We start from the raw sequence: 13,193 nt of genomic DNA on the forward strand, positions 1-13,193 counted from the left end.
GGAATGCCATCATTGGAATATTGCGTAGTCATGCTCAATCCGTTGAGCAATCGGGACATCGCCTATGGCTGACATCGCCCTCGCGCCGCGACGTGCGAAAACCGAAATCCGCGAAGCGACCGCATGGGATCAGCTCCGCCACAACAAGAACTGGCTCGGCTTCTGGTTCATGTTGCCGGCGATGGCGTTCCTGATCTTCTTCCTGGCCTATCCGCTTGGGCTCGGCATCTGGCTGTCCTTCACCGACACCCGCATCGGCCGCGTCGGTCATTTCATCGGCACTGAGAACTATGAATGGTTGTGGGACGATGCCATCTTCTGGCTGTCGGTCTTCAACACGCTGCTCTACACTTTCATCGCGAGCGCCGTGAAGTTCGCGGTCGGGCTCTATCTGGCGCTGCTGCTCAACGAGCGCATGCCGTTCAAGGCGCTGTTGCGGGCCGCGGTGCTGATCCCCTTCATCGTGCCGACCGTGCTGTCGGCGCTGGCGTTCTGGTGGATCTTCGATTCCCAGTTCTCGATCATCTCCTGGTCGCTCAAGCATCTCGGCCTGATCACCCAGAACATCAATTTCCTCGGCGACACCACCTGGGCCCGGATCTGCGTGATCTTCGCCAATATCTGGCGCGGCGTACCGTTCGTGGCGATCACGCTGCTGGCGGGCCTGCAGACCGTGCAGCCGTCGCTGTACGAGGCGGCGACGTTGGATGGCGCCTCGCGCTGGCAGATGTTCCGCTACATCACCTATCCCTTGCTGACGCCGATCATCGCCGTCGTGATGACGTTCTCGGTGCTGTTCACCTTCACCGATTTCCAGCTGATCTGGGCGATGACCCGTGGCGGCCCGGTCAACGCCACTCATTTGATGGCGACGCTGTCGTATCAGCGCGCGATCATCGCGGGGCAGTTGGGCGAGGGCGCCGCGATTTCGAGCGCGATGATCCCGTTCCTGCTCGCCGCGATCATGGTGTCATGGTTCGGGCTGCAACGCAGGAAGTGGCAGCAGGGAGAGAGCAATGACTGATCTTCCCGCCTCCAAGGTCGACCTCAAGAGCATCCTGTCGACGCCGTCGCGCGTCGACAACAGCGAGGGCATGAGCTACCTGCAGTCGGTGCCGCGGCGCATCGTGACGCTCTACATCCCGCTGTCGATCATCGTGATCATCCTGCTGTTCCCGTTCTATTGGATGGGGCTGACGGCGATCAAGCCGGACGAGCAACTGCTCGATCTCGACAAGTACAATCCGTTCTGGACCTGGAATCCGACCTTCAAGCACATCCACAAGCTGCTGTTCGAGAGCTACTATCCGCATTGGCTCTGGAACACGATGTATGTGGCGGTGGGCGCCACCGTGCTGTCGATCATCGCGAGCGTGCTCGCGGCCTATGCGATCGTGCGGCTGCGCTACAAGGGCGCCAACGTCGTCGGCGGCCTGATCTTCCTGGCCTATCTGGTGCCGCCGTCGATCCTGTTCATTCCGCTCGCGACCGTCGTGTTTCAGTACGGCCTGTTCGACTCGCCCCTGGCGCTGATCCTGACCTATCCGACGATCCTGATTCCGTTCTCGACCTGGCTGTTGATGGGCTATTTCAAGACCATCCCGTTCGAGCTCGAGGAATGCGCACTGATCGACGGCGCCAGCCGCTGGCAAATCCTGATCAAGATCGTGCTGCCGCTCGCTGTCCCCGGCCTGATCTCGGCCTTCATCTTCTGCTTCACCCTGTGCTGGAACGAGTTCATCTATGCGCTGACGTTCCTGCAATCGACCCCGAACAAGACCGTCCCGGTCGCCATCGTCAACGAATTCGTTGACGGTGACATCTATCGCTGGGGGTCCCTGATGGCAGGGGCGCTATGCGGCTCGCTGCCGCTGGTTATTCTTTACGCGTTCTTCGTTGAGCATTATGTCTCGGCGATGACGGGTGCCGTGAAGGAATGAGCGCGCAAGGCCCGCAGCTGAATTCGAACAAGACAAGAAAAGGAGCAGGGTCGTGCACATTCTGATTCTGGGCGCCGCCGGCATGGTCGGCCGCAAGCTGACCGAGCGTCTCTTGCGCGAAGGCCGCCTCGGCAAGCAAGAGATCACCCGGATGACGCTGCAGGACGTGGTCGCGCCGGCCAAGCCCGCGAATGCCTTGATCCCGGTCAATGTGGTCGCATCCGATTTCGCCGATGCCGGCGCCGCGGCGCCCTTGATCGCCGAGCGTCCCGAGGTGATCTTCCATCTTGCCGCGATCGTCTCGGGCGAGGCCGAGGCCGAGTTCGACAAGGGCTACCGGATCAACCTCGACGGCACCCGCTATCTGATCGACGCCATCCGTGCCGTCGGCGGCGGCTACAAGCCGCGGCTGGTGTTCACGTCCTCGATCGCGGTGTTCGGCGCGCCGTTCCCCGAGAAGATCGGCGACGAATTCTTCCATACGCCGCTGACGAGCTACGGTACGCAGAAGTCGATCTGCGAGCTCCTGATCAACGACTACACCCGCAAGGGTCTGCTCGACGGGATCTCGATCCGCCTGCCGACAATCTGCGTGCGTCCGGGCAAGCCGAACAAGGCGGCGTCCGGCTTCTTCTCCAATATCATCCGCGAGCCGCTGGCGGGCGAGGAGGCGGTGCTGCCGGTCTCCGAGGACGTCCGGCACTGGCACGCCTCGCCGAAATCGGCGGTCGGCTTTCTGGTTCACGCCGGCACGATGGATCTCAACGCGATGGGGCCGCGGCGCAATCTCAGCATGCCGGGGATGTCCGTCACCGTCGGCGAGCAGATCGCGTCGCTGGAGCGCGTCGCCGGCAAGAACGTCACCGCGCGCATCAAGCGGGTGCCCGATCCGACCATCATCAGCATCGTCTCGGGCTGGCCGCGCGATTTCGCTACTGACCGCGCGCTGAAGCTCGGCTTCACCACGGCCGAGAAGACGTTCGACGACATCATCCGGATCCATATCGAGGACGAACTCGGCGGCAAGTTCGCCGCCTGAGCAACGTCCGGGCTAAAGCATGATCCGGAAAAGTGCGAGGCGGTTTCCCTCGCGACAAACGCGGAACGCGTTTGCGCGAAGATCATGCTCAGACAAGGGGCTAAGGCGCGATGATGATTCAACCAGGCTTCATCGCGCTTTAGCGCGGCGCTCGAGATGACCAGAGTTGCCAGCATCGGCGAATGCATGATCGAGCTGCGCCAGGCCCCTGGCGGGCAGCTCGGCGGGCTGTATTCGCGCTCCTATGGCGGCGACACGCTCAACACCGCGGTCTATCTGTCCCGGCTCGGCATCCACGTCGATTACTTCACGGCGCTCGGCGATGATGCGCTGAGCGATGAGATGATCGCGGGCTGGGCGAGCGAGGGCATCGGCACCAAGCATGTCGCGCGATCGGCGGGCAAGCTGCCCGGCCTCTATCTGATCCAGACCGACGACAAGGGCGAGCGGCGCTTCTTCCACTGGCGTGACAGCGCCGCCGCCCGCGACCTGATGGATCTGCCCGAAACGGAAGACATCCTGAATTCGCTCGCGACCTATGACGTCGTCTATCTCTCGGCGATCACGCTCTCGATCCTGCGCGAGGACGGGCAGGAGCGATTGCTGGCGGCGCTGAAGCGTGCGCGGCTGTTGGGGACGCGGTTTGCGTTCGACACAAATTTCCGCGCCCGCGGCTGGCCGGACCTGAACGTCGCGCGGAAGGTCTTCAGCAGCGCGTTCGAGACGGCCGATATCGTGCTTGCCTCGACCGAGGATCTGGCACCGCTTTATCCCGGCGAGAGCAACACGGCGCTGCTGGCCGGCATCTCGAGCCCCGAGGTGGTGCTGAAGCTCGCCGAGCCGGCCTGCATCGTGCGCTCGGCCGGCGGAACGCGCGAGGTGAAGGCGGAGCAGCTTACCAAGCCGGTCGTCGATACCACCGCGGCCGGCGACAGCTTTGCCGCCGCCTATCTCGCCGCGCGGCTCGGCGGCGCCGAGCCAGAGGAGGCGGCGCGCGCCGGCCATCGGCTGGCCGGTGTCGTGGTGTGCTATCCCGGCGCGATCATTCCGCGTTACGCCATGCCGCCGAAAAAGGCGCTTCGTCTCCCACCATCCCGCAAGGCCTCGCAATGACAACGACATCGAAGCAGGACCGGATCGCCGAGCTGATCCGCCAGGCCACCGTGATTCCGGTGCTGACCATCGAGCGGCTCGAGGACGCGGTGCCGCTGGCGAAGGCGTTGGTCGCCGGCGGCGTGCGGACGCTCGAGGTGACGCTGCGGACGGCGGTCGCGGTCGACGCGGCCAGGGCCATCATCGCCGGTGTGCCGGAGGCGATCGTCGGGATCGGCACGATCCTCAATGGTGACGACCTGGTGCGCGCCGAGGCACTGGGCGCCAAATTCGGCATCAGCCCCGGTGCGACGCCCGAGCTGTTGACGGCGGCAGCCGCCAGCCGGTTGCCCTTCGCGCCGGGGATCGCGACCGCCTCCGAGTTGATGCAGGCGCTGGCCCACGGCTTCGACGTCGTCAAATTCTTCCCGGCCGAGCAGGCGGGCGGTATCAAGGCACTGCGGGCTCTGGCCGGGCCATTTCCGCAGGTCAGGGTGTGCCCGACCGGCGGGGTCAGTGAGGCCAATGCGGCGACCTGGCTCGCCGAGCCGAATGTGCTGGCAGTCGGCGGTTCCTGGCTATGCCCCGCGGCCGATATCCGCGCCGGCAATTGGGCCGGCATAACCGCCATGTGCGCGAAGGCGATGAAAACGCTGAAAGCCGCCTGAAGATACGCTACATAACTCTCCGAACAGGAACAGGGAGATACGGCCATGACCGCCAGCATCGTGGGTTGGGCGCACACGCCATTCGGAAAGTTCGACGCGGAGACCGTCGAGGGTCTCGTGGTCAAGGTCGCCAACGAGGCGCTGGCTGACGCCGGCATCGCCGCGTCCGATGTCGACGAGATCATGCTCGGCCATTTCAACGCCGGCTTCTCGCCGCAGGATTTCACGGCCTCGCTGGTGCTGCAGGCCAATCCGGCGCTGCGCTTCAAGCCGACCACCCGGGTTGAGAATGCCTGCGCCACCGGATCGGCCGCCGTGCATCAGGGCATTCGCGCCATCGAAGCCGGCGCCGCGAAGATCGTGCTGGTGGTCGGCGTCGAGCAGATGACGAAGACGCCGGGCCCGGAGATCGGCAAGAACCTGCTCAAGGCGTCGTATCTGCCCGAGGACGGCGACACGGTCGGCGGCTTTGCCGGCGTGTTCGGCAAGATCGCGCAGGCCTATTTCCAGAAATACGGCGACCAGTCGGATGCGCTGGCGATGATCGCCGCCAAGAACCACAAGAACGGCGTCGCCAATCCCTATGCGCAGATGCGCAAGGATTTCGGCTTCGAGTTCTGCCGCGCCGAGAGCGACAAAAACCCGTTCGTCGCCGGTCCCTTGAAGCGCACCGACTGCTCGCTGGTCTCGGACGGCGCCGCCGCGCTGGTGCTGACCGATGCCGTGACCGCCAAGACCATGGGCAAGGCGGTGAACATCCGCGCCACCGCGCATGCGCAGGATTTCCTGCCGATGTCCAAGCGCGACATCCTGCAGTTCGAAGGCTGCACCACCGCCTGGCAGCGCGCGCTGCAGAAGGCCGGCCTCCAGCTCTCCGACCTGTCCTTCGTCGAGACCCATGACTGCTTCACCGTAGCCGAGCTGATCGAATACGAAGCGATGGGCCTGACGCCGAAGGGACAGGGCGCGCGCGCGATCATGGAAGGCTGGACCCAGAAGGACGGCAAGCTGCCGGTCAATCCGTCCGGCGGCCTCAAGGCCAAGGGCCATCCGATCGGCGCCACCGGTGTCTCCATGCATGTGATGAGCGCGATGCAGCTCACGGGGCAGGCGCCCGAGGGCATGCAGCTCAAGAACCCGCAGATCGGCGGCATCTTCAACATGGGCGGCGCCGCGGTCGCCAACTACGTCTCGATCCTCGAGCCGGCGAAGTAGCTTGAACATTGCCGAATGGCTGGCGGCGACGGCACGGGCGCGTCCCGACGCGCCGGCGCTGCTGACCGGTTTCGATCTCGACGCCGACTATGCCACCTTTGCCCGCCGCGCCGCCTCAATCGGGGCGGCGCTGGCGCGCGATCACGGCATTGCCGCCGGCGACCGCATCGCGCTGTTTGCGTCGAACTGCACGCAATATCTCGAATGCCTCTACGGCATCTGGTGGATCGGCGCTGCCGCGATCCCGATCAATGCCAAGCTGCACGGCCGCGAGGCGGCATGGATCTGCGGCAATGGCGGTGCCAAGCTCGCCTTCGTCTCCGACGATACGATCGGTGCGTTGACCGAGGCGAAGGCGGATGCTCCCGCCGGCATGACCATGCTGTCGGTCGACAGCGACGCTTACAAAACGATGCGAAGCGGCGAGGGCCCACCTGCGCCGCTGCCGCGCGAGAGCAACGATCTCGCCTGGCTGTTCTACACATCGGGCACCACCGGCCGTCCCAAGGGCGTGATGCTCAGCTACGGCAATCTGGTCGCGATGTCGCTGTGCTATCTCGCCGACGTCGATCCGGCGACGCCGCACGATGCCTCGCTCTATGCCGCACCGATCTCGCATGGCGCCGGCCTCTACAATTTCCCGCATGTCCGGATGGGCGGCCGCCACGTCGTGCCGGAGTCCGGCGGCTTCGATCCGGACGAGGTGCTCAACCTCGGCCGCCAGCTCGACAATGTCGTGATGTTCGCGGCCCCCACGATGGTGCGCCGCCTGGTCGATGCCGCGAAGAAGCGCGGCGAGAACGGCGAAGGGCTGCGCACCATCATCTATGGCGGCGGTCCGATGTACACGGCCGACATCACCGATGCGATGGCGACGATGGGCCAGCGCTTCGTGCAGATCTACGGCCAGGGCGAGTCGCCGATGACCATCACGGCGCTGTCGCGCGGCTGGCACGCCCGGAGCGATCACCCGCGCTATCTCGAACGGCTGGCTTCGGTCGGGCTGGCGCAGAGCGTCGTCACCGTGCGCATCACCGACAGGGACGGCAAGCCGCTGCCTGCCGGGGAGACCGGCGAGATCGAGGTCAAGGGCGCGACCGTGATGCTCGGCTACTGGAACAATCCGAAGGCCAATGCCGAGACGCTGAAGGACGGCTGGCTGCGCACCGGCGATGTCGGCCGCCTCGACGCCGACGGCTTCCTCACGCTGTCGGACCGCTCCAAGGACGTGATCATCTCCGGCGGCACCAACATCTATCCGCGCGAGGTCGAGGAAGCCCTGCTGACCCATCCCGATGTCCGCGAGGTCTCGGCCGTCGGTGTGCCGGATCCGGAATGGGGCGAGATCGTCGTCGCCTGCGTCGTGCTGACGGAGGGCACTGCCGCCGACGACGGCAAGCTCGACGCGCATTTGCCTTGCCTCGATCGCCCGCTTCAAGCGGCCGAAGCGCTATGTCTATCTCGATGCCCTGCCGAAGAACAATTACGGCAAGGTGCTGAAGACCGCGCTGCGGGAGATGCTGGCCAAAGGCATGGGCTAAAGCGGGGCGAGGCTGGGTTGAATCGAAAACATCGAAAACAACCCCATGCACAGTAGGGATTGGGGTCACTAAGGCGGTTAGGGGATATGCCCGGACCTCCCGCCGCGCTAAGCTGCCTGTGCTTGTCACCGGGAGAACGGACCATGGGAATCGAGACGTCTCTGTCGCTGTCGGAAGTGAACGATCGTATCGCGATCCTCCGGGACAATATCAGGCAGCTGATCGAGCAGGCCGCAGGCGCTGCCGGCGCCGAAGTCGAGGAGCGCATCGCCGAGCGGCTCGAGCAGCAGAATGCGGAACTGGAGAAGCTCCTGAAGGCGCGCGAGGTGATGACGGGGCAGTCGCTGGCATAAGGGCGGCGGTGAATCCGCTTCGTTTTGCCCACCCTGCGTTCCGCCGCACGGAAGCGGCCCGGCCGCGGCCATGCATACGCCCATACGCCCGGCGCAGCTTGATCTCTTGGAATAGCTCCCGTTACTAGCTCCATAACCACGACATCCGGGAGCGAACAGGACGATGGGACCACTGCAGGGTATCAAGGTCGTCGACATGACGACCGTGCTGATGGGACCCTACGCCACGCAGATGCTTGGCGATTACGGCGCCGACGTCATCAAGGTGGAATCGCCCGACGGCGACGTGACGCGGCAGATCGGCCCAACGCGGCATCCCGGCATGGGACCGGTGTTCCTCAACACCAACCGCAGCAAGCGCTCGGTCTGCCTCGATCTGAAGAAGCCGGCGGGGCGCGAGGCGGTGCTGCGGCTGATCGCGAAGGCCGACGTGCTGGTCTACAATGTGCGCCCGCAGGCGATGGCGCGGCTGCAGCTCGGCTATGACGTCGTTTCCGAGGTCAACCCGCGGCTGATCTATGCCGGCGTGTTCGGCTTCGGCCAGGAGGGACCTTATGCCGCCAAGCCCGCCTATGACGATCTGATCCAGGGCGCGACCGCGCTGCCGGCGCTGATGGCGCAAACCTCGGACGGCGTGCCGCGCTATGTGCCGAACGCGCTGGTGGACCGCATCGTCGGCCTCACCGCGGTCGGCGCGATCTGTGCGAGCCTCGTGCATCGCGACCGCACCGGGCAGGGCCAGCGCGTCGACATTCCGATGTTCGAGACCATGGCCGGCTTCGTCATGGGCGACCACATGGGCGGGTTGACCTACGATCCGCCGCTCGACAAGGGCGGCTATGCGCGCCATCTGTCGCCGGACCGGCGGCCGTACAAGACGCTCGACGGCTATATCTGCGTGATCGTCTACAACGACAAGCAGTGGGAGAACTTCTTCAAGGCAACCGGCCGCGACGATCTGCGCAGCGATCCGAAATTCGCGACCTTCGCCGGCCGTGCCACCAATATCGATGTCGTCTACGCCGAGCTCGCGCGTATTCTCCAGACCAAGACCACCGCCGCGTGGAACGAGATCCTCGAAAAGGCCGACGTGCCGGTGATGCCGATGCACGATCTCGAAAGCCTGCTGGAGGATCCGCATATGGTCGCGACCGGCGTCTTCCCCGTGGTCGATCATCCGACCGAGGGCCGGATCCGCAGCATGACGCCGTCCGCGCGGTGGTCGGAGACCAAGGTCGAGCCGAGTCGGCTGGCGCCCCGGCTCGGCGAGCACAGCGCGGAGATTTTGCAGGAGGCAGGTTTCTCCACCGAGGAGATCGCGGCAATGGTGCGCGACGGCGCGGCCAAAGCGGTGCAGGCATAGGAGCACGACAGATGGATTTCGCACTCTCCGCCAACCAGGAATCGATCCGCGATGCCGTCGCCAAGATTTGCTCGCGCTTCGACGAGGCCTACTGGCTGAAGAAGGACAAGGAGGGCGGCTATCCGGCCGACTTCCACCGCGCGCTGGCCGATGCCGGCTGGCTCGGCATCTGCATCCCCGAGGAGTACGGCGGCTCCGGGCTCGGCATCACCGATGCCGCGATCATGATGCGCACGATCTCCGAATCCGGCGCCGGCATGTCCGGCGCGTCCGCGGTGCATATGAACGTGTTCGGCCTCAATCCGGTGGTGGTCTTCGGCACCAAGGAGCAGTGCCAGCGCATGCTGCCGCCGATCATCGACGGCCGCGACAAGTCCTGCTTCGCGGTGACCGAGCCGAACACCGGCCTCAACACCACGCAGCTCAAGACCCGCGCGGTGCGCCAAGGCGACAAATACATCGTCAACGGCCAGAAGGTGTGGATCTCGACCGCCCAAGTCGCCAACAAGATCCTGCTGCTCGCGCGCACCACGCCGCTGGAGGAGGTGCGCAGCCCGACCCATGGCCTCAGCCTGTTCTACACCGATTTCGACCGCAAGCGCGTCACCGTGCACGAAATCGAGAAGATGGGCCGCAAGCCGGTCGATTCCAACGAGCTGTTCTTCGAGAATTTCGAGATCCCGGTCGAAGACCGCATCGGCGAGCAGGGCCGCGGCTTCGAATACATCCTGCACGGCATGAATCCCGAGCGCATCCTGATCGCGGCCGAAGCGGTCGGCCTCGGCCAGATCGCGCTGAAGCGGGCGTCGGAATATGCCAAGGGCCGCATCGTGTTCAACCGTCCGATCGGCATGAACCAGGCGATCCAGCATCCGCTGGCGAAGTGCTGGATGGAACTGGAGGCTGCCTGGCTGATGGTGCTGCGCGCCGGCTGGCAGTATGACCAGAACCTGCCCTGCGGCCCCGCGGCGAACTCCGCAAAATATCTCGCGGCGGAAGCCGGCTTCCATGCCTGCGAGCAGGCGGTGATGACCCATGGCGGCTTCGGCTACGCCAAGGAGTATCACGTCGAGCGCTACTTGCGGGAATCGCTGATCCCGCGCATCGCGCCGATCAGTCCACAGCTGATCCTCAGCTTCATCGGCGAGAAGGTGCTCGGCCTTCCGAAGTCGTATTGATGACAGGAAGTTCCCACAGCGTCATTCCGGGGCGATGCGAAGCATCGAACCCGGAATCTCGAGATTCCGGGAATGGTCCTTCGGACCACCCCGGAATGACGATGGAGAGGGCAGAGACACGATGAGCTTCGTGACCGGCGTCGGCCTCACGTCCTACGGCAAGCATGAGGGCTTGTCCTCGCTCGACCTGATGAGCAAGGCGGCCGAGCTTGCGATCTCGGATGCCGGGCTGAAGCGCTCCGAGATCGACGGCATCCTCTGCGGCTACTCCACGGTCTCGCCGCATATCATGCTGGCCACGGTGTTCGCCGAGCACTTCGGCATTCGCCCGGCTTACGCGCACGCCGTGCAGGTCGGCGGCGCCACCGGGCTTGCGATGACCATGCTGGCGCATCACCTGGTCGATGCCGGTGTTGCAAAACACGTGCTGGTGGTCGGCGGCGAGAACCGGCTGACCGGGCAGAGCCGCGACGCCTCGATCCAGGCGCTGGCCCAGGTCGGCCATCCCGATTACGAGGTGACGCTGGGGCCGACGATCCCGGCCTACTACGGCCTGGTCGCAACGCGCTACATGCATGAATACGGCCTCACGCAGGCAGACCTCGCCGAGTTCGCGGTGCTGATGCGCAAGCACGCGCTGACGCATCCCGGCGCGCAATTCCACGAGCCGATCACGGTTGCCGACGTGATGGCCTCCAAGCCGGTGGCGATGCCGCTCAAATTGCTCGACTGCTGCCCGGTGTCGGACGGCGGTGCGGCCTGTGTGATCAGCCGCGAGCCGACCGGCGAGCGGCAGGTCCGCGTCCGCGGCTGCGCCCAGGCACACACCCATCAGCACGTCACCGCAGCACCTGCGCTGAGCGAACTCGGCGCCGAGATTTCGATCGCAAAAGCGAAGCAGGCGGCGGGCGTCGCGATCCCGGACGTGCGCTACGCCGCGGTCTATGACAGCTTCACGATCACGCTCGCGATGCTGCTGGAGGATCTCGGCCTTGCCGGACGCGGCGAGGCGGCGGCGCGGGTGCGCGCCGGCTATTTCAATCAGGATGGCGAGATGCCGCTCAACACCCATGGCGGCCTGCTCAGCTACGGCCATTGCGGCGTCGGCGGCGCGATGGCGCATCTGATCGAGACCCATCTGCAGATGACCGGCCGCGCCGAAAATCGTCAGGTGCGCGACGCCTCGGTGGCGCTGCTGCACGGCGATGGCGGCGTGCTGTCGTCGCATGTCAGCATGTTCCTGGAGCGCGTGCGATGAGCGGACCGATCGTGGACTGGACCAAGGGCACTGAAGCCATCGTCTACCAGACCTGCAACGGCTGCGGCGCGCGGCAATATTTCCGCCGCAGCTTTTGCGCCGCCTGCGGCTCGCCCGATCTTGCCGAGCATCGCGCGAGCGGGGCAGGGACGGTGTATGCGACCTCGCTGGTCTGCCGCGCCGCGACGCCCGAGACGCGGGCGCATGTGCCGTACAACATCGTGCTTGTCGATGCCGACGAGGGCTTTCGCATGATGGCTCATGGCGACAATGACCTTGCCATCGGCGACAAGGTCGCGGCGCGCTTCACGCAATTCGCGGGGAGGCTGGTTCCATATTTCGCAAAGGCGAAATGAGGGGCTGAACGATCCAGTCAGAACGCAAGACCAGGCTAAACTGGTTCGCTCTTGCCCCTCATAGTTTGCGGATCATTTTGGGCATGATCTTTCGGAAAACCGCTACACACTTTTCCGGATCATGCCTCAGTGCCAATAAAAGATGAAGCTGGCGATGACGAGCATTGCCGTCACCGCCAGCATTTGCGCAAGCGCTTCCGAGGCCGCCCTCTTGGTGGCTTCCTTCATGCGTTTCCCCTAGACTTGGGCGTGACTCATCGTTGCGCAAATTGCGCGCAAGACGGCCGGATTTTTTACTCGGAACACCCCGCGTCGAGTATTCGCTTTTGACGAGTCCCCACTCAGCGAATATCGACTGTGACAGCGTTGTCTGGGAATGCGGCGGCAATTTGACTCGCGCGTGTTGCTCCTGCGACAGCAGCTCGTACAGAGCGTTTTCGAGCGAAGTTGATACCGGTTCGCGTCAAGAAAACGCGTCAAAACAAGGATCTAGGGCCCCGTTCCGATTTCATCGGAACGGAAAAAGCTCTAGTGTTTCGGAACCCGACAGAAACGACAGCAAGATCAAGGTTAGGAAATGGCCCGTATCGACTACTCCGATCCCGCGAAGGCAAGCCCGCGGACCCGCGAGATCCTCGACAAGAACCGCAACGCCAATATCTTCCGCATGATGGCGCATTCGCCAAGTTACTTTGAACAGTACTGCCGGCTCGGCGGCGCGATCCGCCACAAGGGCGAGCTCGATCCCGTCGTCCGCGAGCTTGCGATCACGCGCACCGGCATTCTCTGCGAGGCGCCCTACGAGATCGTCGCGCACAAGCGCATCGGCAAGAATGTCGGCGTCACCGACGAGCAGAACGCCGCGCTCGAGGACTGGCAGTCCGCGACCTGCTTCAACGAGGTGCAGCGCGCGGCGCTCGCCTTTACCGACGAGATCGTCAAGCTGAAGAAGCCGACCGACGAGACCTTCAAGACGATCGCGGCGAAGCTGACGCCGGCCGCGCTGATCGAGCTGCAGCTCTCGGTCGGGTTCTACATCATGACGTCGAAATTTCTCGAGACCTTCGAGATCGACATGCAGCCGGTCACGGAAGTGGTGAGCTGAGCGGATCGCGTCGCGGAGTCCTTCGCCTCGCCCCGCCTGCGGGGAGAGGCCGGAGCGCATGCAGCGAAGCGGAATGCGGTCCGGG

General features: G+C 64.6%; 12 protein-coding genes and 1 pseudogene. All 13 read left to right on the forward strand.

The features are described 5' to 3' along the window. Positions 1–64: 64 nt before the first annotated feature. The 13 genes and pseudogenes from ACVW1B_RS10005 to ACVW1B_RS10065 all read left to right on the forward strand — a co-directional run bounded on the left by ACVW1B_RS10005 (position 65) and on the right by ACVW1B_RS10065 (position 13,108). Positions 65–1,024 carry a carbohydrate ABC transporter permease gene (locus ACVW1B_RS10005; RefSeq protein ID WP_018271134.1) on the forward strand — a complete coding sequence of 320 codons (960 nt, stop codon included), beginning with the start codon at positions 65–67 and terminating at the stop codon, positions 1,022–1,024. Continuing rightward, entirely contained in the window at positions 1,017–1,940 is a 924-nt protein-coding gene (locus ACVW1B_RS10010) for a carbohydrate ABC transporter permease (protein WP_016847193.1), read from the forward strand. The genes ACVW1B_RS10005 and ACVW1B_RS10010 overlap by 8 nt, the downstream gene beginning before the upstream one ends. Positions 1,941–1,992: 52 nt before the next feature. Beyond that, positions 1,993–2,979, forward strand: a complete 987-nt coding sequence (denD, locus tag ACVW1B_RS10015; RefSeq protein WP_253609133.1) for a D-erythronate dehydrogenase — start codon at positions 1,993–1,995, stop codon at positions 2,977–2,979. 156 nt (positions 2,980–3,135) lie between these two features. After that, positions 3,136–4,092, forward strand: a complete 957-nt coding sequence (locus tag ACVW1B_RS10020; protein WP_057019736.1) for a sugar kinase — start codon at positions 3,136–3,138, stop codon at positions 4,090–4,092. Next, positions 4,089–4,739, forward strand: a complete 651-nt coding sequence (gene eda / locus ACVW1B_RS10025) for a bifunctional 4-hydroxy-2-oxoglutarate aldolase/2-dehydro-3-deoxy-phosphogluconate aldolase (RefSeq protein WP_253609132.1) — start codon at positions 4,089–4,091, stop codon at positions 4,737–4,739. The genes ACVW1B_RS10020 and eda overlap by 4 nt, the downstream gene beginning before the upstream one ends. A 45-nt stretch (positions 4,740–4,784) precedes the next feature. Next, a complete protein-coding gene (locus ACVW1B_RS10030) occupies positions 4,785–5,954 on the forward strand; it encodes an acetyl-CoA acetyltransferase (RefSeq protein ID WP_253609131.1) in 1,170 nt (389 codons plus the stop codon). Between the two features lies 1 nt (position 5,955). Next, positions 5,956–7,495 (forward strand): annotated as a pseudogene (locus ACVW1B_RS10035) (class I adenylate-forming enzyme family protein). A gap of 143 nt (positions 7,496–7,638) precedes the next feature. Further along, on the forward strand, positions 7,639–7,848 hold the full coding sequence (locus ACVW1B_RS10040) for a hypothetical protein (RefSeq protein ID WP_253609129.1): 210 nt from the start codon (positions 7,639–7,641) through the stop codon (positions 7,846–7,848). Positions 7,849–8,011: 163 nt separating this feature from the next. After that, positions 8,012–9,211, forward strand: a complete 1,200-nt coding sequence (locus tag ACVW1B_RS10045; protein ID WP_456780862.1) for a CaiB/BaiF CoA transferase family protein — start codon at positions 8,012–8,014, stop codon at positions 9,209–9,211. Between the two features lie 11 nt (positions 9,212–9,222). Further along, positions 9,223–10,389, forward strand: coding sequence for an acyl-CoA dehydrogenase family protein (locus tag ACVW1B_RS10050; protein ID WP_253609127.1), 1,167 nt, complete (start codon positions 9,223–9,225; stop codon positions 10,387–10,389). Between the two features lie 121 nt (positions 10,390–10,510). Beyond that, positions 10,511–11,647 (forward strand): thiolase family protein, encoded by a 1,137-nt coding sequence (locus tag ACVW1B_RS10055; protein WP_253609126.1) that lies wholly within the window; start codon positions 10,511–10,513, stop codon positions 11,645–11,647. Then, entirely contained in the window at positions 11,644–12,003 is a 360-nt protein-coding gene (locus ACVW1B_RS10060; protein ID WP_092085482.1) for a Zn-ribbon domain-containing OB-fold protein, read from the forward strand. Before ACVW1B_RS10055 ends, ACVW1B_RS10060 begins: the two co-directional genes overlap by 4 nt. A gap of 577 nt (positions 12,004–12,580) precedes the next feature. Then, positions 12,581–13,108 (forward strand): carboxymuconolactone decarboxylase family protein, encoded by a 528-nt coding sequence (locus tag ACVW1B_RS10065; protein ID WP_253609125.1) that lies wholly within the window; start codon positions 12,581–12,583, stop codon positions 13,106–13,108. The last annotated feature ends 85 nt before the right edge of the window (positions 13,109–13,193 follow it).

The sequence above is a fragment of the Bradyrhizobium sp. USDA 4502 genome, from assembly GCF_054063355.1.